At 71.3% G+C, this 23943-nt stretch carries 21 protein-coding genes; 11 read left to right on the forward strand and 10 right to left on the reverse strand.

Translation table 11 applies throughout. From position 1 onward, the window contains the following. Positions 1-80: 80 nt before the first annotated feature. Positions 81-1844, reverse strand: coding sequence for an aspartate--tRNA ligase (gene aspS / locus ABZ818_RS13115; RefSeq protein WP_361413347.1), 1764 nt, complete (start codon positions 1842-1844; stop codon positions 81-83). 194 nt (positions 1845-2038) lie between these two features. Between aspS and ABZ818_RS13120 the strand changes: the two genes are divergently transcribed. Then, positions 2039-4219, forward strand: a complete 2181-nt coding sequence (locus ABZ818_RS13120; RefSeq protein WP_361413349.1) for a SpoIIE family protein phosphatase — start codon at positions 2039-2041, stop codon at positions 4217-4219. 20 nt (positions 4220-4239) lie between these two features. Here the strand turns inward: ABZ818_RS13120 and ABZ818_RS13125 are convergent, their stop codons facing one another. The 3 genes from ABZ818_RS13125 to ABZ818_RS13135 all read right to left on the reverse strand — a co-directional run bounded on the left by ABZ818_RS13125 (position 4240) and on the right by ABZ818_RS13135 (position 7038). Next, entirely contained in the window at positions 4240-5286 is a 1047-nt protein-coding gene (locus ABZ818_RS13125; RefSeq protein WP_361413351.1) for an AI-2E family transporter, read from the reverse strand. Between the two features lie 183 nt (positions 5287-5469). Next, a complete protein-coding gene (locus ABZ818_RS13130) occupies positions 5470-6441 on the reverse strand; it encodes a pirin family protein (protein ID WP_361413353.1) in 972 nt (323 codons plus the stop codon). Between the two features lie 114 nt (positions 6442-6555). Then, a complete protein-coding gene (locus ABZ818_RS13135; RefSeq protein ID WP_141366432.1) occupies positions 6556-7038 on the reverse strand; it encodes an SseB family protein in 483 nt (160 codons plus the stop codon). Between the two features lie 160 nt (positions 7039-7198). On the opposite strand from ABZ818_RS13135, the gene ABZ818_RS13140 reads away from it, so the two are divergent. From ABZ818_RS13140 to ABZ818_RS13160, 5 genes are all read left to right on the forward strand, one after another. Then, entirely contained in the window at positions 7199-9025 is a 1827-nt protein-coding gene (locus tag ABZ818_RS13140; protein WP_361413355.1) for an acyl-CoA dehydrogenase, read from the forward strand. Positions 9026-9144: 119 nt separating this feature from the next. Then, a complete protein-coding gene (locus ABZ818_RS13145) occupies positions 9145-10443 on the forward strand; it encodes a M18 family aminopeptidase (RefSeq protein WP_361413356.1) in 1299 nt (432 codons plus the stop codon). A gap of 171 nt (positions 10444-10614) precedes the next feature. Then, on the forward strand, positions 10615-10857 hold the full coding sequence (locus ABZ818_RS13150; RefSeq protein ID WP_361413357.1) for a DUF6458 family protein: 243 nt from the start codon (positions 10615-10617) through the stop codon (positions 10855-10857). Positions 10858-11035: 178 nt separating this feature from the next. Continuing rightward, positions 11036-12205, forward strand: a complete 1170-nt coding sequence (locus tag ABZ818_RS13155) for a glycosyltransferase family 2 protein (RefSeq protein WP_361413359.1) — start codon at positions 11036-11038, stop codon at positions 12203-12205. Between the two features lie 67 nt (positions 12206-12272). Next, entirely contained in the window at positions 12273-12437 is a 165-nt protein-coding gene (locus tag ABZ818_RS13160; RefSeq protein ID WP_361413361.1) for a hypothetical protein, read from the forward strand. 20 nt (positions 12438-12457) lie between these two features. Here the strand turns inward: ABZ818_RS13160 and ABZ818_RS13165 are convergent, their stop codons facing one another. Beyond that, complete coding sequence (locus ABZ818_RS13165) at positions 12458-14287, reverse strand: NHL domain-containing thioredoxin family protein (protein ID WP_361413364.1); 1830 nt, start codon at positions 14285-14287, stop codon at positions 12458-12460. A 110-nt stretch (positions 14288-14397) separates the two neighbouring features. Here ABZ818_RS13165 and ABZ818_RS13170 point away from each other — a divergent pair, with 110 nt between their 5' ends. Next, positions 14398-14892: an LURP-one-related family protein gene (locus ABZ818_RS13170; RefSeq protein WP_361413367.1), complete on the forward strand. Its 495-nt coding sequence runs from the start codon at positions 14398-14400 to the stop codon at positions 14890-14892. A gap of 24 nt (positions 14893-14916) precedes the next feature. Here the strand turns inward: ABZ818_RS13170 and ABZ818_RS13175 are convergent, their stop codons facing one another. Continuing rightward, entirely contained in the window at positions 14917-15741 is an 825-nt protein-coding gene (locus tag ABZ818_RS13175; protein WP_361413370.1) for a carbon-nitrogen family hydrolase, read from the reverse strand. 181 nt (positions 15742-15922) lie between these two features. Here ABZ818_RS13175 and ABZ818_RS13180 point away from each other — a divergent pair, with 181 nt between their 5' ends. After that, positions 15923-16747, forward strand: a complete 825-nt coding sequence (locus ABZ818_RS13180; RefSeq protein ID WP_361413373.1) for a maleylpyruvate isomerase family mycothiol-dependent enzyme — start codon at positions 15923-15925, stop codon at positions 16745-16747. Positions 16748-16928: 181 nt separating this feature from the next. On the opposite strand, the gene ABZ818_RS13185 is transcribed toward ABZ818_RS13180, so the two are convergent. Both ABZ818_RS13185 and ABZ818_RS13190 read right to left on the reverse strand, forming a co-directional pair. After that, positions 16929-18245 (reverse strand): MFS transporter, encoded by a 1317-nt coding sequence (locus ABZ818_RS13185; RefSeq protein ID WP_361413376.1) that lies wholly within the window; start codon positions 18243-18245, stop codon positions 16929-16931. Continuing rightward, on the reverse strand, positions 18242-18892 hold the full coding sequence (locus tag ABZ818_RS13190) for a GntR family transcriptional regulator (protein ID WP_361413378.1): 651 nt from the start codon (positions 18890-18892) through the stop codon (positions 18242-18244). The genes ABZ818_RS13185 and ABZ818_RS13190 overlap by 4 nt, the downstream gene beginning before the upstream one ends. A 196-nt stretch (positions 18893-19088) precedes the next feature. Between ABZ818_RS13190 and ABZ818_RS13195 the strand changes: the two genes are divergently transcribed. From ABZ818_RS13195 to ABZ818_RS13205, 3 genes are all read left to right on the forward strand, one after another. Next, a complete protein-coding gene (locus tag ABZ818_RS13195) occupies positions 19089-19991 on the forward strand; it encodes a D-alanyl-D-alanine carboxypeptidase (protein WP_361413381.1) in 903 nt (300 codons plus the stop codon). Between the two features lie 96 nt (positions 19992-20087). Continuing rightward, positions 20088-20435 (forward strand): GntR family transcriptional regulator, encoded by a 348-nt coding sequence (locus tag ABZ818_RS13200; RefSeq protein WP_361413384.1) that lies wholly within the window; start codon positions 20088-20090, stop codon positions 20433-20435. Next, complete coding sequence (locus tag ABZ818_RS13205) at positions 20432-21433, forward strand: DUF1648 domain-containing protein (protein WP_361413387.1); 1002 nt, start codon at positions 20432-20434, stop codon at positions 21431-21433. Before ABZ818_RS13200 ends, ABZ818_RS13205 begins: the two co-directional genes overlap by 4 nt. 88 nt (positions 21434-21521) lie before the next feature. On the opposite strand, the gene ABZ818_RS13210 is transcribed toward ABZ818_RS13205, so the two are convergent. Both ABZ818_RS13210 and ABZ818_RS13215 read right to left on the reverse strand, forming a co-directional pair. Beyond that, the gene (locus tag ABZ818_RS13210) at positions 21522-22949 is read right to left on the reverse strand and encodes a dihydrolipoamide acetyltransferase family protein (RefSeq protein WP_361413390.1); all 1428 of its coding nucleotides are present in this window, start codon (positions 22947-22949) and stop codon (positions 21522-21524) included. An 11-nt stretch (positions 22950-22960) separates the two neighbouring features. Beyond that, positions 22961-23941 (reverse strand): alpha-ketoacid dehydrogenase subunit beta, encoded by a 981-nt coding sequence (locus ABZ818_RS13215; protein ID WP_361413393.1) that lies wholly within the window; start codon positions 23939-23941, stop codon positions 22961-22963. Positions 23942-23943: the final 2 nt, after the last annotated feature.

Consider the following 23943-nt stretch of genomic DNA (forward strand, 5'->3'; position numbering starts at 1 on the left):
GAACCCGCCCCTCCGTCTGCTCATACGACAAGGCCCGGAACCCCGAGGGGGTTCCGGGCCTCTCGCGCGTCCGCGGGGGACTACTTCGGCTGCGGCTTGCGCACCGACAGGTGCAGTTCCCGCAGGCGGGACTCGTCCAGCTCGGTCGGGGCGCCCATCATCAGGTCCTGGGCGTTGCCGTTGAGCGGGAAGGCGATGGTCTCGCGGATGTTGGGCTCGTCCGCGAGCAGCATGACGATGCGGTCGACGCCCGGCGCGATGCCGCCGTGCGGCGGGGCGCCGAAGCGGAACGCGCGGAGCATGCCGGCGAACTTCTCCTCGACGGTCTCACGGTCGTAGCCCGCGATCTCGAAGGCCTTGAGCATGATGTCCGGCTCGTGGTTGCGGATGGCGCCGGAGGACAGCTCGACACCGTTGCACACGATGTCGTACTGCCAGCCCAGGATGTCCAGCGGGTCCTGGGTCTCCAGGGCCTCCAGGCCGCCCTGCGGCATCGAGAACGGGTTGTGGGAGAAGTCGATCCCGCCCGTCTCCTCGTCCCGCTCGTACATCGGGAAGTCGACGATCCAGCAGAAGCGGAAGACGTTCTCCTCGAACTGGCCGGCGCGCTTGGCGGCCTCCACCCGCACCGCGCCCATGATCTTCGAGACCTCGTCGAAGTCGCCCGCGCCGAAGAACACGGCGTGACCGGGGGCGAGCGACAGCCGCTTGGTCAGCTCCGCGACGTCCTCCTCGGTCAGGAACTTCGCGATCGGACCGGTCAGCGCGCCGTCCTCGCCGACCCGCACCCACGCCAGGCCCTTCGCGCCCTGCTCCACCGCGTACTCGCCGAGCTGGTCGAAGAACTTGCGGGGCTGGCCGGCGGTGTCCGGCACCGGCAGCGCGCGGACGTGCTTGCCCGCGAACGCCTTGAACTCCGAGCCCGCGAAGATGTCGGTGATGTCGACGAGTTCCAGCTTGCCGCGCAGGTCCGGCTTGTCGGAGCCGTACTTCAGCATCGCCTCGCGGAACGGGATCCGCGGGAAGGGGGAGGTGACGTGGCGGCCGCCGCCGAACTCCTCGAAGAGCTCCGTCATGAGCTTCTCGATCGGCTGGAAGACGTCCTCCTGCTCGACGAAGCTCATCTCGACGTCGAGCTGGTAGAACTCGCCCGGCGAGCGGTCCGCGCGGGCGTCCTCGTCACGGAAGCAGGGCGCGATCTGGAAGTAGCGGTCGAAGCCCGAGATCATCAGCAGCTGCTTGAACTGCTGGGGGGCCTGCGGGAGGGCGTAGAACCTGCCCGGGTGCACACGGGAGGGGACCACGTAGTCGCGGGCGCCCTCGGGGGAGGTGGCGGACAGGATCGGCGTCGCCATCTCGTTGAAGCCCATCGCCGACATCTTGTGGCGGATGGCGGAGATGACCGCCGTGCGCAGCAGGATGTTGCGGTGCATGCGCTCACGGCGCAGGTCCAGGAAGCGGTACTCCAGGCGCCGCTCCTCGTTGACCCCGTCCTCGGTGTTGATGGTGAAGGGGAGCGGGGCCGCCGCGCCCAGCACCTCGACCTCGCCGACCTCGATCTCGATCTCGCCGGTGGGCAGCTCGGCGTTGACGTTGTCGGCTCCGCGGGAGACGACCTTGCCGTCGGCGCGGACGACGGTCTCCTTCGAGAGCTTGTCGAGCGCCTCGTACGCGGGCGTGCCGGGGCGGGCGACGAGCTGCGTGATGCCGTAGTGGTCGCGCAGATCGATGAAGAGGATGCCGCCCAGGTCGCGCCGATTGTGCAGCCAGCCACTCAGCCGGACGTCGGTGCCGACGTCAGAGGCGCGGAGCTCGCCGCAGGTGTGGGACCTGTACCGATGCATCGTCGTTCATCCAGTCTTCGCGGATCGGGGATCACCGGGCGGGCACGGCCCGGACCTACCAAGCGTACCGGGCACCTCAAGATCGGCTCCCCCCCATTGAGAGAGGTCCCGGGCGGTAACGGGGCAGCACCGAGGTCCGCACGGCCGTGCACCTTCGGTGGCAGTGTTCGATCGCCTCTTCTTACAGTGGGGCAATGTGCACTGGTGAGCCCCTGCCCGCCGTGGGGGACGTACTCGCCTCCCTCGCGACCGGGATGTGGCACTGGGACACGGCCACCGGCCTGGTCTCGGTCGACGCCGAGGCGGCCAGACTGCTCGGGCTGCCCGCCCGGGAGGCCACACTCAGGGAAGCCCAGGTGCGCGCCCGGCTCCACCCGGTCGACTGGAACGAGATAACCGGCGTGGTGCAGCTGGCTGTCGCCGAGGGCACCCTCGCCGAGGTGCGCATCCGCATCATGGACGAGCGCAACCGGATCATCCGCGTCGTGCGCAGCCGCTCCAAACCGACCTTCGACGCCCGCAAGAAGGCGTACAAGCTGATCGGCACCCTTCAGGAGGTCGCCGAGCCGGCGCCCGGTTCGCCCGCCGGGCGAAGAGCGGTCACCGGGGACTGGCGGCGCTCGCGGGAGGCCTTCCTGCTCGACGCCGGCCGGGCGCTGGCCGAGGCCCGCTCCACCGCGGAGGTGCTGCGGGTGGCGGCCGGCCTGTCGATGCCGGGATTCTCGCCGGACGGGCTGGCGGTCTTCGGCGTCCAGGCCGACCGGCTGACGATCATCGGCCACCACGGGCAGCGGCCCGGCGACGAGGGCCCCTTCGTGCACATGGCGCTGGAGACGGACTACCCGGCCGCCGAGGTGGTCCGTACCGGGCGGGCCGTCTACCTCTCCTCACCGGGACAGTACAAGTCCCGCTATCCGCTCACCTGGCCGCTCGCCGAGCGCTTCCACCGCCACTCCTGGGCGTTCCTGCCGCTGACCGTCGCGGGCCGCACGATGGGCGCCTGGATGGCCGCCTTCACCTACCCGGTGGCCTTCACTCCCGACGAGCGCTCGGTGCTGACCACGGTGGCCCGCATGCTCGCCCAGGCCCTGTCCCGGGCCGGGACCGCGGAGACCGAGCGGGAGCTGAGCGAGGGCCTCCAGCGCTCGATGATGCCGACGCTGGGCCCCGAGGTCCCCGGCATGGACATGGCCGCCCGCTACGTACCCACCGGCGGCGGCCTCCAGGTCGGCGGCGACTGGTACGACATGATCCCGCTGCCCGGCGCCACCTCGCGGTCCCGGACGTCCTCCGGGTCCGGACGCTTCGCCATGGTCATCGGGGACGTCCAGGGCCACGACGTGCGTGCCGCGGGGCTGATGGGCCAGCTGCGCATCGCCCTGCGCGCCTACGCCTGCGAGGGGCACCGCCCGGACGCGGTGCTCTCCCGCGCCTCCCGTTTCCTGCACGGCATCCTCGCCGCCGGTGCCGACGGCGAGGGCGGCGAGGGCGGCGAGGGCGGCGAGGACGCTGACGAGGTCGCCGACCTGCGCTTCGCGACCTGCCTGTATGCCGAGGTCGACCCCCGCACCGGGGTCCTGGAGGTGGCCCGCGCGGGGCACCCGGACCCGGTGATCCGGATGGCGGACGGCACGGTGCTGCAACGCCCGACGGCCGGCGGACTGCCGCTCGGCATCGACCCGGACTCCGACTACCCGACCACCCGGTTCACCCTGGAGCCGGGCGAGACGATGATGATCTGCACGGACGGCCTGATCGAGACCGGCGGCCACGACCTGCACACCGGCTGGCAGCGGATCCGTACGATCCTGGAGCGGCACGACGGCGAAACCGAGGAACTCGCCGACGCGCTGGTGCAGGCGGTGCACGGACCCTCCTCGCACCACACCACCGGGCCCCTGGCCGACCGCCGCGAGGACGACATCGCCGTGCTGCTGCTGAGCCGGCGCCGCGACGGCCGGGCGGTCCGCCCCAGGCTGCGGCATACCCTGATGACGGTCGCGCAGGCCGAGCCCGAGCGGGTCTCCGTGGCCCGCCGGCAACTGCGGGAGCTGCTGCACGACTGGTCGAGCGAAGAGCACGTGGACTCGGCGGTGCTGCTGCTGTCGGAGACCCTCGCCAACGTCCTGCTGCACACCGACGTCGACGCACTGGTGCTGGCCGAGGTCAGCGGAGAAAGGGGCGAGCGGCGTCTGCGGGTGGAGGTCACCGACGCCGGCGACGATCTGCCGCACAAGCGCCGGCCCGGCGAACTCGCCTCCTCCGGGCGCGGACTGGTGCTGATCGAACTGCTCGCGGACGCGTGGGGCGTCGTGCCGCGGGGCCAGGGCAAGAGCATCTGGTTCGAGCTGTACGAGGCCTCGCCGACCAGGTGAGCCGCTCCGCCGCGTGAGCCCTACGGCGAAGCCGCGTACCGGTCCCGCAGCTCGTGCGCGGTCCCGAAGGCCGCCGCGGTCAGCGGCACCGCCAGCAGCATCCCCACGATCCCGGCGACCGACGCGCCCCCGGTGATCGCCAGCATCACGACGGCCGGGTGCATCTGCACGGTCCGGCTCTGGATCACCGGCTGGAGCACATGCCCCTCCAGCACCTGTACCGCCAGCACCACCCCGAGCGCCCACAGCGCGATGACGAACCCGCGGTCGGCGAGCGCGACCAGTACGGCGACCGCCCCGGAGAGGAAGGCGCCCAGGTAGGGGATGTAGGCGCCGACGAAGACCAGCGCGCCGAGCCCGACCGCGCCGGGCACCTTCAGCACCAGCAGGCCGACGGTGATGCAACCGGCGTCGATCAGCGCGATGAGCGTCGTGCCACGCATGAAGCCCTCCACGGCCGCGAAGGCCCGCCGGGCCATGGCCTCCGCGGTGTCGCCGGTCCCGCGCGGGGAGAGTGTGCGCAGGGTGGCGGCGGCCTTGTGCGAGTCGCGCAGGAAGAAGAACACGAGCAGCAGGGCCAGGACGGCCATGGCGAGCGCCTCTCCGACCACGCTGACCCCGCTGATGACGTTGGAGGCGGCCGTCCCGCCGAACTTCTCCAGCAGCCGCCTGCCGTTGGAGGCGAGATCGTCCAGCGAGGTCCCGGCCGCCCCGAAGTGGGTGGCGAGCGACCGCGCGGCCTTCTTGAGCGAGGCGATGATCTGCTCCCCGCTGTCGATCAGGGCGGCCACCACGATGTACACCGCACCGCCGACGACCACGACGACCGCCACACAGGTGATCCCGGCGGCGAGCGACCGGTTCACCCCCGTCTCCACGAGACGCCGGAAGAGCGGCTGCAGCAGAGCCGTCCCCAACAGCGCCAGCAGCACCGGGATCACCGCGGTCCGGAACACCACGCACAGCTGGGCCCCGATCCACACCACCCCGGACACCAGCAGAACGGCGGCGCACCAGGCGGCGAGACGCCGGACGGGCTCGGGCAGCAGCGGGGCGGGGGCCTGCACGCCTCCAGACGATCACACGCCGGACGGCCTGTCCCGCGCGGACGGCCCACCCGGGTGACACGGCGCCGGCCACCGGCGGTCCGGCCGGTGGCGCGGTCCGCGTCCCGCACCGGGCCCGGCAGGAACGCGGAAGGGCCCTGTCCTCGAGCGGACGGGGCCCTCGCTCCCAGCGACCGGGAAGGCCTACAGCCCGTCCTCGGTCATCCCGTGAACCGCCGGGATGGTGCCGAGGCGGCCCTTCTTGAAGTCCTCGAACGCCTGCATGAGCTCGTCCCGGGTGTTCATGACGAAGGGGCCGTAGTGAGCCATCGGCTCGCGGATCGGCTGCCCGCCGAGGAGGACGACCTCCAGGTCGGGCGTGTGCGCGTCCTGCTTCTCGTCCGCGCGGACGGTCAGCGAGGAACCGGCGCCGAAGACCGCGGTCTGGCCGAGGTGGATCGGCCGGCGCTCGGCGCCCACGGTGCCGCGTCCCGCCATCACGTACGCCAAGCCGTTGAAGTCCTCCCGCCAGGGCAGGGTGACCTCCGCGCCCGGCGCCACCGTCGCGTGGATCATCGTGATCGGCGTGTGCGTGATGCCGGGGCCGGCGTGACCGTCCAGCTCACCGGCGATGACCCGCAGCAGCGCGCCGCCGTCGGGGGAGGTGAGCAGCTGGACGCTGCCGCCGCGGATGTCCTGGTAGCGCGGCGCCATCATCTTGTCCTTGGCCGGCAGGTTCACCCACAGCTGGAGGCCGTGGAAGAGGCCGCCGGACACGACCAGCGACTCCGGCGGGGCCTCGATGTGCAGCAGGCCGCTGCCCGCCGTCATCCACTGGGTGTCGCCATTGGTGATGGTGCCGCCACCACCGTTGGAGTCCTGGTGGTCGAAGACTCCGTCGATGATGTACGTGACGGTCTCGAAGCCACGGTGGGGGTGCCAGGGGGTGCCCTTGGGCTCGCCCGGCGCGTACTCCACCTCACCCATCTGGTCCATCATGATGAACGGGTCGAGATGGCGGTAGTTGATCCCCGCGAACGCCCGGCGCACCGGGAAGCCCTCGCCCTCGAATCCGCTGGGCGCGGTCGTGACGGTGAGCACGGGACGTGCCACGGCATCGGCGGGCGCGGCCACACGGGGCAGCGTCAACGGGTTCTCGACGGTCACTGCAGGCATGTCGGTTCCTCCTTGTGCGACCACTTTAGTTGAGCATTGAACTTTCTGCCACCCCCAACAGAAGAAGCCCGGAGGGAATTCCCTCCGGGCTCCGGGCGGCGGCGTCCACTGGTCCTAGCCGTACATCCGGCGCATCGCGAAGTCGACCATCTGCTCGACCGCCTTGGCGTCGAACACCATCCGGTGCTCGCCCTCCATGTCGAGCACGAAGCCGTAGCCGGTCGGCAGCAGGTCGATCACCTCAGCACCGGTGATCACGAAGTACTTGGACTCCTTGCCCGCGTACCGGCGCAGCTCCTTGAGCGAGGTGAACATCGGGATCACCGGCTGCTGGGTGTTGTGCAGCGCCAGGAACCCGGGGTTGTCGCCGCGCGGGCAGTACACCTTGGAGGTCGCGAACACCTGCTGGAAGTCCTCGGCGGCCAGCTGCCCCGTGGTGAAGGCGCGCACCGCGTCCGCGAGCGAGGGCGGCGAGGGCTCGGGATAGGCCGGAGCCTGCTGGCCGTACCCGCCGACACCGCCGGGCATCTGCTGCTGCGGAGGGACGTACCCCTGCTGTGCCGCCCCGCTGTCCATCGGCTGGCCGTATCCGTACATGAGCCACAGCGTACTGACCCGCACGAGGGCTCGGTCACACATGGCGGGATCGGGGTTGCTTCTTATTACCGACGGGTAGCATCATCGGAGCTACTAGTTGGTACGTGAACCAGATGCGAGGAGCCAGTGCCTCGCCGAGTCCTCGACGGGAGCCGTGGCCATGGGGCACTACAAGTCGAACCTCCGCGACATCGAGTTCAACCTCTTCGAAGTGCTCGGGCGCGACAAGCTGTACGGCACCGGTCCGTTCGAGGAGATGGACGCCGACACCGCCAGGAGCGTCCTGGAGGAGCTGACCCGCCTGGCGGAGAACGAGCTGGCGGAGTCCTTCGTCGACGCCGACCGCAACCCGCCGGTGTTCGACCCCGAGACGAACACCGCGCCGGTGCCGGAAACCTTCAAGAAGAGCTACAAGGCCTTCATGGACTCCGAGTACTGGCGCCTGGGCCTGCCCGAGGAGATCGGCGGCACCACCGCTCCCCCGTCCCTGATCTGGGCCTACGCGGAGCTGATCCTCGGCGCCAACCCGGCGATCTGGATGTACTCCTCCGGCCCGGCGTTCGCCCGCATCCTCTTCGAGGAGGGCACCGAGGAGCAGCGGAGGATCGCCTCGATCGCGGTCGAGAAGACCTGGGGCTCCACCATGGTGCTCACCGAGCCCGACGCCGGCTCGGACGTCGGTGCCGGCCGCACGAAGGCGGTCCAGCAGGAGGACGGCTCCTGGCACATCGAGGGCGTGAAGCGCTTCATCACCTCCGGCGAGCACGACATGGAGGAGAACATCCTCCACTACGTCCTCGCCCGCCCCGAGGGCGCCGGCCCCGGCACCAAGGGCCTGTCCCTCTTCCTCGTGCCGAAGTACCTGTTCGACTGGGAGACCGGCGAGCTGGGCGAGCGCAACGGCGTCTACGCCACCAACGTCGAGCACAAGATGGGCCTGAAGGCCTCCAACACCTGCGAGATGACCTTCGGCGACCGCCACCCCGCCAAGGGCTGGCTGATCGGCGACAAGCACGACGGCATCCGCCAGATGTTCCGCATCATCGAGTTCGCCCGCATGATGGTCGGCACGAAGGCGATCTCCACGCTGTCCACCGGCTACCTGAACGCGCTGGAGTACGCCAAGGAGCGCGTCCAGGGTCCCGACCTGGCGAACTTCATGGACAAGTCCGCGCCCAAGGTCACCATCACGCACCACCCCGACGTGCGCCGCTCGCTGATGACGCAGAAGGCGTACGCGGAGGGCATGCGCGCCCTCGTCCTGCACACCGCCGCGGTCCAGGACACGATCGCGGTCAAGGAGGCGGGCGGCGAGGACGCCTCGGCCGACCACGCGCTCAACGACCTGCTCCTGCCCATCGTCAAGGGCTACGGCTCGGAGAAGGGGTACGAGCAGCTCGCGCAGTCGCTGCAGACCTTCGGCGGCTCCGGCTTCCTCCAGGAGTACCCGGTCGAGCAGTACATCCGGGACGCCAAGATCGACACCCTGTACGAGGGCACCACGGCCATCCAGGGCCAGGACTTCTTCTTCCGGAAGATCGTCCGCAACCAGGGCGCCGCGCTGAACTCGGTCGCCGAGGACATCAAGGAGTTCCTGGCCCTCGGCACCGGCGGGGAGGACCTGGCCGGCGCCCGCGAGCACCTCGCCAGGGCCGCCGCCGAACTGGAGGCCCTCGTCGGCCTGATGCTGACCGACCTCGCCGCCACCGAGAAGGACGTCAAGAGCATCTACAAGGTGGGCCTGAACACCACCCGCCTGCTGCTCGCCTCCGGTGACGTGATCGTCGGCCACCTGCTGCTCAAGGGCGCCGCGATCGCCGCCGAAAAGCTGGAGACGGCCTCCTCGAAGGACCGGGCGTTCTACCAGGGCAAGATCGCGGCGGCGAAGTTCTTCGCGGCCAACGTCCTGCCGGGCGTCACCCTGGCCCGCAAGGTCGCCGAGAACGTGGACCTGGACCTGATGGAGCTGGACGAGGCCGCCTTCTAGGACGGCCCCGGCCCCGGCGCCCGCCCCACCCCCCACCTGCGCCTCTCCCGACCCCCCACACACGAGGGTCCGCTTCCGACACCGGGAGCGGACCCTCGTGACGTCGTTAAGGTGAACCCATGAGTACAAGCCAGCGCTTCGACCGCGGCCACACCGACGACCTGATGTCCTTCCTGACGGCGAGCCCGTCGCCGTACCACGCCGTGGCGAACACAGCCGAGCGGCTGGAGAAGGCCGGCTTCCGCCAGGTCTGCGAGACGGACGCGTGGGACGGCACGGCAGGCGGAAAGTACGTGCTGCGCGGCGGGGCGATCGTGGCCTGGTACGTCCCCGAGGGTGCCGCGCCGCACACTCCCTTCCGCATCGCGGGCGCGCACACCGACTCCCCCAACCTGCGGGTCAAGCCGCTGCCCGACACCGGGGCGCACGGCTGGCGCCAGGTCGCCGTGGAGATCTACGGCGGCCCGCTGATGAACTCCTGGCTCGACCGCGACCTGGGCCTGGCCGGCCGGCTCACGCTGCGCGACGGCTCCACCCGCCTGGTCAACGTCGACCGCCCGCTGCTGCGCGTCCCCCAGCTGGCGATCCACCTGGACCGCCAGGTCTCTGCGGAGGGCCTCAAGCTGGACAAGCAGCGACACCTGCAACCGGTGTGGGGCCTGGGCGACGACGTCCGCGACGGCGACCTGATCGCCTTCCTCGAGGCGGAAGCGGGGCTCGCCGCGGGCGAGGTGGCCGGCTGGGACCTGATGACGCACTCCGTGGAGCCCCCCGCCTACCTGGGCCGGGACCGGGAGCTGCTGGCCGGCCCCCGGATGGACAACCTGCTGTCGGTGCACGCCGCCGCGGCGGCGCTCGCGGCCGTCACGGCGGGGGCGCCGGAGTTGCCGTACATCCCGGTGCTGGCCGCCTTCGACCACGAGGAGAACGGCTCCCAGTCGGACACCGGCGCGGACGGCCCGCTGCTCGGATCGGTGCTGGAGCGCTCGGTGTTCGCGCGCGGTGGATCGTTCGAGGACCGGGCGCGCGCCTTCGCCGGCACGGTCTGCCTGTCCTCCGACACCGGCCACGCCGTCCACCCCAACTACGCCGAGCGGCACGACCCGACCCACCACCCGCGCGCGGGCGGCGGTCCGATCCTCAAGGTCAACGTCAACAACCGCTACGCGACGGACGGTTCGGGGCGCGCGGTATGGGCGGCGGCCTGCGAGAAGGCCGGCGTCCCCTTCCAGTCCTTCGTCTCCAACAACTCGATGCCGTGCGGCACGACCATCGGCCCGATCACCGCGGCCCGGCACGGCATCCGCACCGTCGACATCGGCGTGGCCATCCTGTCGATGCACAGCGCCCGTGAACTGTGCGCCGCCGACGACCCGTTCCTGCTGGCGAACGCGCTGGTGGCGTTCCTGGAGGGCTGAGCGGCGCGGCCTCCCCCAAGCTCTCGGCTTCGCTCGAGCAGAGGGACCCCCATGGCCCATGAGCGGCCGCCTCCGCATGGTCACCCGGCTTGCGGGTACCCGGAGTTGACCGGAAGGGACCGGAACCGTCCGGAACCACCGGACCCGACACCGGACAGGGAGGCGACACTCATGGGCCTCGGCGGCTGCATCATCCTCATCGCCGTGGGAGCCATTCTCACGTTCGCGACCGACTGGCACATGCAGGGGGTCGACCTGCACGTGGTCGGCGTCATCCTGATGATCGTCGGCCTGATCGGCGTCACGACGTTCAGCAGCATCTACCGGCGCCGCCGCGTCATGGTTCCCCCCACCACGGTCGTCGAAGAGGACCGCCACCACCACGCACGCGACGGCTACGGCGACGGCATCTGAGCACGTGCCGAGCCGGTTCCGCAGCAACGGAACATGACGGACAGTCGGCCACAAGCTTGAGCATTCCGTTACTCGCACCTCCTTGTCGTGTTGTGTGAATATCGTGAAGACTTGGCGCCCTTGAGCCCGTAGGGGAGAAACCGGGCGCCAAGCGACCATCACGACGGGGGACTCTGCCGTGCTCGACTTCGCCGCACGCGGCGGCGCCTTGGATGCTGCGCCGACAGCTCGGCCACGACCCGCGGGCCGGCACGCCGCCCGCCGCGCGCACGCCGCCGAGGAGGAACCGCCCGGCAGACCCCGGCTCGCGGTCCTGATCCCCGCCCACAACGAGCAGGACCGCGTCGCCGCCGCGATCGAGGGCCTGTGGCGGCAGAGCCGGCGGCCGGACCTGATCGTGGTCGTCGCCGACAACTGCACCGACGACACCGCCCACATCGCCGTCGCGCACGGCGCGCAGGTCTTCCACACCCAGGGCAACACGCACAAGAAGGCGGGCGCGCTCAACCAGGCCATCGCCTGGGTGCTGCCCCACCTCGACGACCGGGACCTGCTGCTGGTGCAGGACGCCGACACCGTGCTCAACCCGTGGTTCGCCGAGACCGCCCTGGCCACCTTCAACCGCAAGGTCGGCGCCGTCGGCGGAGTCTTCTACGGCGAGGAGGGCGGCGGCCTGCTCGGTCTGCTCCAGCGCATGGAGTTCCACCGCTACGCCTGGGAGCTGGAGCGCACCGGGGGCAAGGCGCAGGTGCTCACCGGCACCGGCACCATGTTCCGGGCCCGGGTGCTGCGCGAGGTGCGGGCGGCCCGCCGCGCCGGTGTCATCGGCGGAGGCAACGGTTACTACAGCCTCGCCTCCCTCACCGAGGACGACGAGATGACCAAGGCGGTCAAGACCCTCGGCTACCGCGCCATGTCACCGGCCGGCTGCGCGGTCACCACCGAGGTCATGCCGACCCTGGGCAAGCTGTGGCACCAGCGGCTGCGCTGGCAGCGCGGCGCCCTGGAGAACCTCCGCGACTACGGCTGGACCCGCGTCACCGCCCGCTACTTCCTCCAGCAGTTCCTCATGGGGTTCGGCGCGCTGTCCTTCCTCGTCTACCTGACCTTCATGACCACGTCCATCGCCCTGTACGGCCCGCCGGGCCTGTCACCGGTGTGGACCTCGATCGGCCTGATCTTCGTCGTCGAGAAGGTCGTCTCCGTACGTCGCGCCGGCCCCCTGCCGATGCTGGTGGCGCTGCTGATGATCCCGGAGATGCTCTACGACCTCTTCCAGCACGCCGTCTACTTCTCCTCCCTGTGGGGCCTGCTGCGCCGCAGCGAGGAGAAGTGGGTGGCCACCTGACCCCCTCATCCCGTGCCGCACCCGCGGCGCGTCCTCTTCACACCCGCACCAGAGCAAGGAGAACGACATGTACGGACGAGTCGTCGGCGCCGGCACCACCGGCGCCGGAGGCGCCACGCTGGCCGCCACCGGCGTGTGGATGAACAGCATGGCCATGATGGTCGCGGCCAGCACCCTGGTGGCCGCGGGAGTGGCCCTGTTCAAGCTGGCGCCGCGCCCGCGGCGCCGCTAGTCCCAGGGCCGCTCGGGCGATCAGCCTGCCGCGGTCTCGTCCATCCCGGCCAGGACGAGCGGCAGCCGGTCCGTCGCGCCCTCGGTGAGACGGACCGGAACGCCCCAGTCCTGCTGGTGCACATGGCAGGCGGGGTACTCGTTCGCGGGGTCGTCGTCGCACGAGGCCGCCATCGCGGAGACGTGCAGGACACCCTCCGGGACGGCGGGGTTCAGCTCCAGTTCGCGGCACAGGTCGGTGTCCGCGCCCTCGCCCTTCAGCAGCAGCTCGGGCGGGGTCGAGGAGACCAGCAGCCGGGTCGACGGGCCGTACCGGGTGTCGAGCTTCTGACCGGCCGGGGCCTGGAAGATCACGTCCAGGCTCAGGCGGCCGGGGGCGACCTCCGTCGCCGCGCGCCGGGTGCGGTGGGCGACGGCCTCGACCCGTACCGCCTCCTCCGGCAGCCGCAGCCGGGTCAGCCGGTGCCTGGCCGACTCCACGACCACGATGTCCTCACCTGCCAGCACGGCGTCGCTGGGCTCACGCAGGTCGGTGGCGAGGGTCGTGACCTCGCCGGTCGCCGGGTCGTAGCGGCGCAGGGCGTGGTTGTAGGTGTCGCTGACGGCGACCGAGCCGTCCGGCAGCGCGGTCACGCCCAGCGGGTGCTGGAGCAGCGCCTGTCCGGCGGCTCCGTCCCGGTGCCCGAAGTCGAACAGCCCGGTGCCGACCGCCGTGTGGACGGCGCCGTCGAGATCCACCCAGCGCAGGGCGGACGTCTCGGAGTCGGCGAGCCACAGCCGGTCGGGCGTCGCCGCGAGCCCGGAGGGCTGCGCGAACCAGGCCTCCGCGCCGGGCCCGTCGACGAGCCCCTCGTTCGTGGTCCCGGCGGTGACGGCGACGGTACCCCCGGCCGGGTCGTAGGCCCACAGCTGGTGCACGCCCGCCATGGCGATCCACACCTTGCCGTTCCACCAGGCCACGTCCCAGGGCGAGGACAGCTTCACGTCCAGCGCGGGACCGGACGTGGCCTCGCCCTGCATCCACTGGTGTCCGGTACCGGCCAGGGTCGTGGTCTCACCCGTCTCCGGGTCGAAGCGCCGCAGGGCGTGGTTGACCGTGTCGGCGACCACGACGCTGCCGTCCGGCAGGAGTGCGAGCCCCTGCGGCTCCTGGAACCCGGCCCGGTCCGGGCCGCCGTCGGTCATCCCCCGGCCGCCCTGGCCGATCCGCCGCACCACGGTCTCGCCGTCCTCCGCCAGCTCCACCAGCTGGTGCCGGGTGGTGTCGCTGACCAGGAAGTTCCCGGACGGCAGCAGCACCGCCTTGCCCGGGAAGCGCAGGGTGGTGGGCTCCGGCTCCGGCGGCACGTACGGCCCGTCGCCGCGGCGCAGGGTGCCCTTCGCCTCGTGCTCGGCCTCCAGCTCCTCCACCAGCCGCTCGATCGCGTGCGCGTGACCCTCGCCGGCGTGCTGCGCGACGATGTAGCCCTCCGGGTCGATGACGACCAGCGTCGGCCAGGCCCTTACCGCGTACTGCTTCCAGGTGGCGAGCTCCGGGTCGTCGAGCACCGGATGCTCCACCCCGTACCGCTCCACCGCGTCGACCACCGCCTGGTGCTCCGCCTCGTGCACGAACTTCGGCGAGTGCACCCCGACGACCACGACCGTGTCCCGGTGCTTCTCCTCCAGCTCCCGCAGCTCGTCCAGGACGTGCAGGCAGTTCACGCAGCAGAACGTCCAGAAATCCACCACGACGCACTTGCCTCGCAGGTCGGCGAGCGTGAGGTTCTTCCCACCAGTGTTGAGCCAGCCGCCCTTGCCGATCAGCTCGGGGGCGCGTACGCGGGCGCGTCGGGGTGCCGTGTCGTTCATGGGACCAAGGGTGCCACCCGCCGGCGGCGGCCCGCCCGGCGCGGTGCCGTACTGGGCCCGTCGGACCACCGGCGGCGTCGCCGGGGCGGAGCCGGGGAAGCGGTGAGGACATGAGATTCCTCGTACGCGACCGGATTTTCGGCATCGGTGACGACTACTGGATCGAGGACGAGCACGGCCGCAAGGTCTTCCTCGTCGACGGCAAGGCGATGCGGCTGCGGGACACCTTCGAGCTGAAGGACACCCACGGCCGGGTTCTGATCAACATCCACCAGAAGATGCTCGCGTTGCGGGACACGATGGTGATCGAGCGGGACGGGGAGGCCCTGGCGAAGATCAGGCGCAAGCGGCTGTCGCTGCTGCGCAACCACTACCGGGTGTCCATGGTGGACGGCACCGAGCTCGACGTCAGCGGCAAGATCCTCGACCGGGAGTTCGCCGTCGAGTACGACGGCGAACTGCTCGCGGTGATCTCCCGGCGATGGCTGAGCGTCGTGGAGACCTACGGCGTCGACGTCGTGCGCGAGGACGCCGACCCCGCGCTGGTGATCGCGGTGGCGGTGTGCGTGATCCACCTGGCGGAGAAGGAACGCGAGGAGCGGTAGGCGCCGGGAGAGGAGCGGTGGGCGCTAGGAGGCGTCCTGGCGGCGCGGCGGATCCAGGCCGAGGACCCGGTCCTTCAGGGCCGGGAACTGGTCCCGGGTGGCCGGCACCCTCGCCGGGTCGAAGTCGACCGTGAGGACCTCCTCGCCGGGGCCGGCCTCGGCCAGCACCTCGCCCCAGGGGTCCACCACGATCGAGTGACCCGCCTGCGGAACTCCGGCGTGCGTCCCGGCCGTTCCACAGGCGAGCACGAACGCCTGGTCCTCCACCGCCCGCGCTCGGGCCAGCAGCGTCCAGTGTGCGCGCCGGCGCTCGGGCCAGCCCGCCGGGACCACCAGGGTCTGCGCCCCGGCGTCGACGAGCCCGCGGAAGAGTTCGGGGAAACGGAGGTCGTAACAGGTCGCGAGGCCCAGGGTGGTGTCCGGCAGAGGGACCGTCACCAGTTCCCGCCCCGCGCTCATCAGCACGGCCTCGCCCTTGTCGAAGCCGAAGCGGTGGATCTTGCGGTAGACGGCGGCCAACTCGCCGGAGGGGGAGAAGACCAGGGAGGTGTTGTAGAGGGAGTCCGCGGCCGAGTGGCCGTCGGACGCGGCGCGTTCGGGGATCGAGCCGGCATGCAGCCACACGCCCGCGTCGCTCGCCGCCTTGGCCATCGCCTCGTAGGTGGGACCCTCCAGCGGTTCGGCCTCGCGTTCGAACTCCTCGAAGGCGAAGGCCCCGGTGGTCCACAACTCCGGCAGCACCACCAGGTCGGCCCCGGCCTGCTCGCACACCAGCGCGGCCGCCCGCCGACGCCGCGAATCGACCGATTCACCCTCGTTCACGGCAATCTGGATCAGCGAGGCGCGCACACTACCACCGTCCTGGCACTCGAGTCGTCCGGACAGGCCTACGATCGTCACACGAAAGCACTGCCGGGCTGCCTCACGGCAGCGTAACTTAGCGTTCCAAGACACCCGCCGACCGCTGCCACCTCCCACTGGCAATGCCATCACATCCGCCCGTGTACCGACCGCCGAGGGGTCCCGTTCCGTGAGTCTGCATCCCACCCTCCAGCCCTACGCCGATGCCTGGACCCACTCCGTCGAGGCGATATCGGAGCTGATGCAGCCCCTGGTGGAGGCCGATTGGAACCGGCGCACCCCGTGCCCGGGCTGGTCGGTCCGCGACATCGTCTCGCACATCATCGGCATGGACTGCGAGATGCTGGGCGACCCGCGGCCCATCCACGCGCTCCCGCGCGACCTGTTCCACGTCACCAACGAGCACCAGCGCTACATGGAGATGCAGGTCGACGTCCGCCGCCACCACACGTCGCCGGAGATGACCTCCGAGCTGGAGTACACGATCATCCGCCGCAGCCGCCAGCTGCGGAACGAGTCCCGCGACCCCGGCACCAAGGTGCGCGGCCCGCTCGGCGCGGAGATCACCCTCGAAGAGGCCATGCGCTACCGCGCCTTCGACATCTGGGTACACGAGCAGGACCTGCGCGCGGCCCTCGGCCGCCCCGCCGAGCTCGACTCGCCCGGCGCCCATGTCGCCCGGGACTACCTGCTGGCCGCCCTGCCGGACGTGGTCGCGGTCAAGGCGGACGCCCCGCGCAGCTCGGCGATCGTCTTCGACGTGCACGGCCCGGTGGAGTTCCTGCGCACGATCCGCGTCGACATCCAGGGCCGCGGCACCCTGGAGACGGCCCCGGCCCTCGGCCCGGCGGCGACCCTCGCGCTCGACTGGGAGACCTACGTCCGCCTGGCCTGCGGCCGGGTCACCCCGGAAGCGGTCGCGGACCGTGTGAAGACCGAGGGCGACCTGGACCTGGCGGCGGCGATCCTGCGGAACTTCGTCGTGACGGCCTAGTGCCGGGCGTCGCGACGGGGTGAACGTTGCCTGTCGGGGCGCTAGGACCGTGGCCACGGACAGACGTGCCTCCCCGGGGACGAGCCGGATCCCCCCTGCTCCAGGAGCCGGGGGGAGGCGCCTCCCGGCCCGCGGCGAGCGCACCGGCCCCGGCCCCGCCTCGCGGCGGTGGAGGGCGCCGTCACGCCGGCACGTGCACCGTCTCCACCCGGCTGGCGACCAGCCGCTCCCGCTCCCGCCGGGCCGCCCGCTTCCGCAGCCGCAGGATCTGGCTCACGCCCAGCGCCTGGAGCACGAACACCGCCGAGAAGGCGATCCGGTAGTCGTCCCCGGTCGCGTCCAGCAGCACGCCGATCGCGAACAGCGTCGTCATCGAGGCCACGAAGCCGCCCATGTTGGTGATGCCCGACGCCGTCCCCTGACGCTCCGCCGGATTCGCCGGCCGCGCGAAGTCGAACCCGATCATCGAGGCCGGACCGCACGCGCCGAGCACCAGGCACAGCACGACCAGCAGCCACATCGGCACCCGCCCGCCCGGATACGCCAGCGTCACCGCCCACATGCCCGAGGTCGCCGCCACCGTGCCGAGCGCGAGCGGCAGCCGCGCCGCGTGGTGCCGGGCGACGATCTGCCCGTACACGAGCCCGACGGCCATGTTGGACACCACGACGAGCGTGAGCAGTTCACCCGCGTCCGCCCGCGACAGGCCCTGGGCCTCGACCAGGAACGGCAGCCCCCACAGCAGCAGGAACACCATCGCCGGGAACTGCGTGGTGAAGTGCACCCACAGCCCGAGCCGCGTCCCGGGCTCCCGCCAGGCCGCGGCGATCTGCCGGCGTACGTACGCGGCGCCCAGGTGGGGCAGCGGCTCCGGTTCGTGGCCCTCCGGGTGGTCCTTGAGGAACAGCACCAGCAGCACCAGCACCACGGCTCCGGCCAGCGCGCTGCCCGCGAAGGCCGCCGTCCAGCCCACGCCGTGCAGCAGCCGGGCCAGCACCAGCGTGGACACCAGGTTGCCCGCCATTCCGGCCAGCCCGGCCAGCTGGGCGACCAGCGGCCCGCGCCGGGCGGGGAACCACCGGGTACCCAGCCGCAGCACGCTGATGAACGTCATGGCGTCCCCGCAGCCGAGCAGCGCGCGCGAGGCGAGCGCGGTGCCGTACGACGGGGAGAACGCGAAGCCGAGCTGGCCGGCCGTGAAGAGCACGGCGCCGATGGCCAGCACCTTCTTGGTGCCGAGCCGGTCGACGAGCAGGCCGACCGGTATCTGCATGCCGGCGTAGACGAGGAGTTGGAGGATCGAGAACGTCGACAGCGCCGAGGCGCCCACGTGGAAGCGGTCGGCGGCGTCGAGTCCGGCGACGCCCAGGGAGGTGCGGAAGATGACGGCGACGAAGTAGACGGCGACGCCGATGCTCCAGACGGCGACGGCGCGCCGGCCGCCGGGCGGATCACCGGGCAGGGAGGCCGGCGAGGACGACGAGGACGACGAGCTCACCGGACCTCCCCCCGGGCGAGGTGGGAGAACCAGTTGACGTGCCGGTGCACGATGTCGACGGCCGCCTCCGCGTTCCCCGAGCGCAGCGCGTCCAGGATCTCCTCGTGCTCGGCGAGGGTCTTGGCGAGCCGGTCGGGGTGGGAGTGCATGACGGCGACGCCCATGCGCAGCTGACGGTCGCGCAACTGGTCGTAGAGCCGGGACAGGATCTCGTTGCCGCCGCTGCGGACGATCTCGGCGTGGAAGCAGCGGTCGGTGACGGCGGCCGCGGCGAAGTCACCGGCGGCTGCCTGCTTCTTCTGCTTCTGGAGCAGTTCCTCGAGCCGCTCGATGAGCCCCGGCGGCGCGGGTACGGCCTTCCGGGCCGCGTGCTCCTCGACCAGTTGCCGGGTCTCGACCACGTCGGCGATCTCCTGCGCGGAGACCGGCAGGACCAGGGCCCCCTTCTTCGGGTAGAGCTTGATGAGCCCCTCGACCTCCAGCCGCAGCAGCGCCTCGCGCACGGGCGTGCGCGAGACCCCGACAGCCTCGGCCAGCTCCCCCTCGGTCAGCAGGGTGCCGCCCTCGTAACGGCGATCCAGGACGGCTTGCTTGACGTGTGCGTACACGCGATCGGCGGCGGGGGGCTGTTTCACGGCCAGGCTCATGTCCACAGCATAGATACAACACGTACCCAAGGCCCGCCCCATCCAGCATGCGGACCATCCGGCCCGCCGGCCGAATCCGCCCCGGAAGCCGCGCAACCATCCGCCCCAGCCGTGAGTCAGACAGGTGCGGCCCCACTTTGTGGGCTCTCAACTCTGCCGCACCGCAGAGGAATTCAACATAATCGGGGTACTTCACTTGAAAACCGGCATCCAGGGCATCCGTATCCGCAGAGCCGCCGCAGTCGTCGTGACAACGAGCGCCGTGCTCGCCGCCGGGGCCCTCACCGCGGCACCCGCGCAGGCCGTCACCGCGCCGTCGATCGTGGCCAAGGGCGGCTACGTGATGGACGACGCGACCGGCAAGTCCCTCTACGCCAAGGCCGCGGACACCAAGCGCTCCACGGGCTCCACCACGAAGATCATGACCGCCAAGGTCGTGCTGGCCCAGCCGAATCTGAACCTCGACGCCAAGGTCACCATCCAGAAGGCGTACAGCGACTACGTCGTCAAGAACAACGCCTCCCAGGCCCACCTGATCGTCGGCGACAAGGTGACCGTCCGCCAGCTGCTGTACGGCCTGATGCTGCCCTCGGGCTGCGACGCCGCGTACGCGCTGGCCGACAAGTACGGTTCGGGCACGACGCGGGACGCGCGCGTGAAGTCCTTCATCGGCAAGATGAACAGCAGTGCCAAGAGCCTCGGCATGACGAACACGCGCTTCGACTCGTTCGACGGCATCGGCAACGGCAACAACTACTCCACGCCGCGCGACCTGACGCAGCTGGCGCGCAGCGCGATGAAGAACTCCACGTTCCGCACGATCGTGAAGACGAAGACGTACACGGCCAAGACCGTCACCAAGACGGGCAGCACCCGCACGATGGGCACGTGGACGAACACGAACACGCTGCTCAACAGCTACAGCGGCGCGATCGGCGTGAAGACGGGCTCCGGTCCCCAGGCCGGCGCCTGCCTCGTCTTCGCCGCCACCAGGAACGGCAGGACCGTCATCGGCACGGTTCTGGCCTCCACCACGTACGCGCAGCGCGCGACGGACGCCACGAAGCTCCTGAACTACGGGTTCGCCAAGAAGGTCTGACACCCGCCCACCAGGCCGAAGGGCCCGCCGCTGACCTCAGCGGCGGGCCCTTTTCCTGCGCCCGCGCGTATGAATGGTGCTAGCATCATTAGCATCATGTTGCTGCGATTGGACAAGAGGGACACCCGGCCTCTGCACGAGCAGGTCGCCGGCGCCGTCCGGCGCGCCATCGCCGAGGGGGAATGCCGCCCGGGCGACCGGCTGCCGTCGGCGCGCGATCTCTCGCAGATGCTCGACATCAACATCAACACCGTCCTGCGCGGCCTGCGCGGCCTGCGGGACGAGGGACTGCTGGAGTTCCGCCGGGGACGAGGGGTGACCGTGGCGGAGGGCGCGGACCGGCACTCGGGGCTGCGGATCCGGGTGCACGAACTGGTGGCCGAGGCGGGCCGCCTGGGCTACAGCCCGAACGACCTCATCGAGATGATCAGGGGGACGCGGTGAACAACTCGAGCAGGCACGGAAACGGGACGCGCTGGGGAGCCGCCGTCTGGACGGCCGGTGTCGCGGTCCTGATCGCCGCGCTGCCCTGGGCCGCGAGCGACCGGCTGCCGGACCGGTTGGCGACCCACTGGCAGGCATCCGCGGCCGACGGCTCGATGCCGCTGTGGGCGGCCTCCCTCGTCCCCGCGCTGGTCTGGCTCGTGCTGGGCGTGGGCATGGAGGTGCTGCGGCGGCGGGCCGGGGAGGACGGCCTGGCGGTGACGCGGCCGCGGGCCCTGGCCGGGCTGCTGTCGGCCGGTGTACTCATCGTCGGTGGCCAGCTCTCCGTCGTGCGGGCGAACCTCGATCACACGGACTGGCACCAGGTGCGGCTGCCGATCGCGGGCATCGTCGTCTCACTGGTCGCGGCGGTGCTCGCCGGGATCGCCGGCTGGCTGGTGGGCACGCGGAGACAGGTCTCTGGTCCGGCGTCCCCGGGACGGAACACCGACGGGCCCACGCTGGAGATCCCCGAGGGGCAGCGGGTGGTGTGGTTCTCGCGCACCACCAACCTCTGGCTGCACCTCGTCGCGGCCGTGACCGGAGTGGTGGCGGTGGCCGCCCTGGTCGCGCTCGTCGCCGGACTCGCCGGGCCCGGCGCGGGGTGGTCGCTGTTCGCCTCGTGCGCGGTCGCCTCCCTCGCGGGGGCCGGCTGCGCCTCGGTCCAGACGCGTGTGTCCCGGCGGGGCCTGGAGGTGGCCTTCGGCCCGCTCGGCTGGCCGGTACGGCGCTGGGCGCCCGACGCGATCGAGTCCGCCCGCGCCGAGAACCGTACGCCCGCGCAGGTCGGCGGCTGGGGCTACCGCTTCAGCGGCCTGGGCACCACGGTCATGCTGCGGGCCGGGGAGTGCCTGGTGATCCGGGCCCGGGGCAGCCGGAGCGACTTCGCGGTCAGCGTGGACGACGCCGAACGCGGCGCCGCCCTCCTGAACGCACTGCGCACCCGCCAGCCGAGCTGACACCACCGCAAACGCCGGGGCGGCGCACCTCCGTGAGAGGTGCGCCGCCCCGTTTTCGCCGTAGGCCGCTAGGCCGCTAGCTAGGCCGCTAGGCCCAGGTGATCAGTCGCTTCGGCTGTTCCAGGATCGCGGCCACGTCGGCCAGGACCTTGGAGCCGAGTTCGCCGTCGACCAGGCGGTGGTCGAAGCTGAGCGCCAGCGTGGTGACCTGGCGGGGCTTGACCTTGCCCTTGTGGACCCACGGCTGGAGCTTGATCGCGCCGACGGCGAGGATCGCGGACTCGCCGGGGTTGAGGATCGGCGTGCCGGTGTCGACGCCGAAGACGCCGACGTTGGTGATCGTCACCGTGCCGCCCTGCATGGCCGCCGGGGACGTCCTGCCCTCGCGTGCCGTGGACACCAGCTCGCCGAGGGCCTCCGCGAGCTGCGGCAGCGTCTTGACGTGGGCGTCCTTGACGTTCGGGACGATCAGGCCGCGCGGGGTCGCCGCCGCGATGCCCAGGTTGACGTAGTGCTTCTGGACGATCTCCTGCGCCGCCTCGTCCCAGGACGCGTTGATCTCCGGGTTGCGCTTGATGGCGACCAGCAGGGCCTTGGCGATCAGCAGCAGCGGGTTGACCCGCAGCCCCTGCATCTCCTTGTCCTGCTTGAGCTCCTCGACCAGCTTCATCGTGCGCGTCACGTCCACCGTCACGAACTCCGTGACGTGCGGGGCCGTGAACGCCGAGCCGACCATCGCCGCCGCCGTCGCCTTGCGGACGCCCTTGACGGGGATACGGGTCTCGCGCGCCCCGTCGTAGCTCGCGGCGGGAGCCGGAGCCGCGACCGCCGGGGCCACCGCCGCCGGCGCCTTGGGGGCCGTGGGTTCGGCCGGTGCCGCCACCGCCGCGTGCACGTCCTCGCGCGTGATGATGCCGTCCGGACCGGACGGCACGACCGCGGCGAGGTCCACGCCCAGGTCCTTGGCCAGCTTGCGCACCGGAGGCTTGGCCAGCGGGCGGGGCCCGGTGGGGGCCGCGGCGGCCGCCGGGGCCGCGGCGCCGTGGCCGTTCAGCTCCGGCCGGGGTGCCGTCGCCGCCGGGGCGGCCGCGGCCTCCGGGCCCTTGCGCGGACGGCGCTTGGTGGAGGACGCCGAGACGCCGTAGCCCACGAGCACCGGCTGGCGGCCCTGTGGCTTCTCCTCCCCGTCCGTGTTCGGCTCGGTCTTCGGCTCTGCCACCGGAGCGGCCTGCGCCGGGACCTCGGCCGGCGCCGCGCCCGCCACCTGCACCGCGATGATGGACGTGCCCACGTCCACCGTGGTGCCCTCGGCGAAGTGCAGCTCGCGCACCACCCCGTCGTAGGGGATGGGCAGTTCGACGGCCGCCTTGGCGGTCTCGACCTCGCAGACCACCTGGCCGTCGGTGACCGTGTCACCGGGCTGGACGTACCACTTGAGGATCTCCGCCTCGGTCAGACCCTCGCCGACATCCGGCATCTTGAACTCACGCACGGACCCATCGGTCATCGTCGTCACGAACCTCTCCCTCAGTACGCCAGCGAGCGGTCGACGGCGTCGAGCACGCGGTCCAGGTCCGGCAGGTAGGACTCCTCCAGGCGGGCCGGCGGGTACGGGGCGTGGTAGCCGCCGACCCGCAGCACGGGGGCCTCCAGGTGGTAGAAGCAGCGCTCGGTGATCCGGGCGGCGATCTCCGCGCCGGAACCGAAGAACACCGGCGCCTCGTGGACGACGACGAGGCGGCGGGTCCGCTCCACCGAGGCCTGGATGGCGTCGAAGTCGATCGGGGAGACCGAGCGCAGGTCCAGGACCTCCAGGGACTTGCCCTCCTCGGCGGCCGCGGCGGCGACCTCCTGGCAGAGCTTCACCATCGGGCCGTAGGCCGCCAGGGTCAGGTCCGTGCCCTCGCGGACGACCTGCGCCTTGTGCAGCGGGTTCGGGATGGCCTCCGTGTTGACCTCGGCCTTGTCCCAGTAGCGCCGCTTGGGCTCGAAGTAGATCACCGGGTCGTCGCTCTGGATGGCCTGCTGCATCATCCAGTACGCGTCCGACGCGTTGGAGGGGCTGACGACCTTCAGGCCCGCCACGTGCGCGAACAGCGCCTCGGGGGACTCCGAGTGGTGCTCGACCGCGCCGATGCCGCCGCCGTAGGGGATGCGGACGACGACCGGGAGCTTGACCTTGCCCAGCGAGCGGGCGTGCATCTTCGCGAGCTGCGTGACGATCTGGTCGTACGCCGGGAAGACGAAGCCGTCGAACTGGATCTCGACCACCGGGCGGTAGCCGCGCAGGGCGAGGCCGATCGCGGTGCCGACGATGCCGGACTCGGCGAGCGGGGTGTCGATGACGCGGCTCTCGCCGAAGTCCTTCTGGAGGCCGTCCGTCACCCGGAACACGCCGCCGAGCTTGCCGACGTCCTCGCCCATGATGAGGACCTTGGGGTCGTTGTCCAGGGCACGGCGCAGCGACTCGTTGATCGCCTTGGCCAGGGCCATCTTCTCAGCAGCCATGA

The organism is Streptomyces sp. NPDC047453, assembly GCF_040643155.1.
Classification (GTDB): domain Bacteria; phylum Actinomycetota; class Actinomycetes; order Streptomycetales; family Streptomycetaceae; genus Streptomyces.

Excerpts from the sequence above, each read along its gene's own strand:
- ABZ818_RS13200 (WP_361413384.1), top strand. The coding sequence starts at position 20,088 with ATGTTGCTGCGATTGGACAAGAGGGACACCCGGCCTCTGCACGAGCAG.
- ABZ818_RS13120 (WP_361413349.1), top strand. The coding sequence starts at position 2,039 with ATGTGCACTGGTGAGCCCCTGCCCGCCGTGGGGGACGTACTCGCCTCC.
- ABZ818_RS13170 (WP_361413367.1), top strand. The coding sequence starts at position 14,398 with ATGAGATTCCTCGTACGCGACCGGATTTTCGGCATCGGTGACGACTAC.
- ABZ818_RS13190 (WP_361413378.1), bottom strand. The coding sequence starts at position 18,892 with ATGAGCCTGGCCGTGAAACAGCCCCCCGCCGCCGATCGCGTGTACGCA.
- ABZ818_RS13140 (WP_361413355.1), top strand. The coding sequence starts at position 7,199 with ATGGGGCACTACAAGTCGAACCTCCGCGACATCGAGTTCAACCTCTTC.
- ABZ818_RS13165 (WP_361413364.1), bottom strand. The coding sequence starts at position 14,287 with ATGAACGACACGGCACCCCGACGCGCCCGCGTACGCGCCCCCGAGCTG.
- ABZ818_RS13135 (WP_141366432.1), bottom strand. The coding sequence starts at position 7,038 with ATGTACGGATACGGCCAGCCGATGGACAGCGGGGCGGCACAGCAGGGG.
- aspS (WP_361413347.1), bottom strand. The coding sequence starts at position 1,844 with ATGCATCGGTACAGGTCCCACACCTGCGGCGAGCTCCGCGCCTCTGAC.
- ABZ818_RS13130 (WP_361413353.1), bottom strand. The coding sequence starts at position 6,441 with ATGCCTGCAGTGACCGTCGAGAACCCGTTGACGCTGCCCCGTGTGGCC.
- ABZ818_RS13215 (WP_361413393.1), bottom strand. The coding sequence starts at position 23,941 with ATGGCTGCTGAGAAGATGGCCCTGGCCAAGGCGATCAACGAGTCGCTG.
- ABZ818_RS13160 (WP_361413361.1), top strand. The coding sequence starts at position 12,273 with ATGTACGGACGAGTCGTCGGCGCCGGCACCACCGGCGCCGGAGGCGCC.
- ABZ818_RS13145 (WP_361413356.1), top strand. The coding sequence starts at position 9,145 with ATGAGTACAAGCCAGCGCTTCGACCGCGGCCACACCGACGACCTGATG.
- ABZ818_RS13150 (WP_361413357.1), top strand. The coding sequence starts at position 10,615 with ATGGGCCTCGGCGGCTGCATCATCCTCATCGCCGTGGGAGCCATTCTC.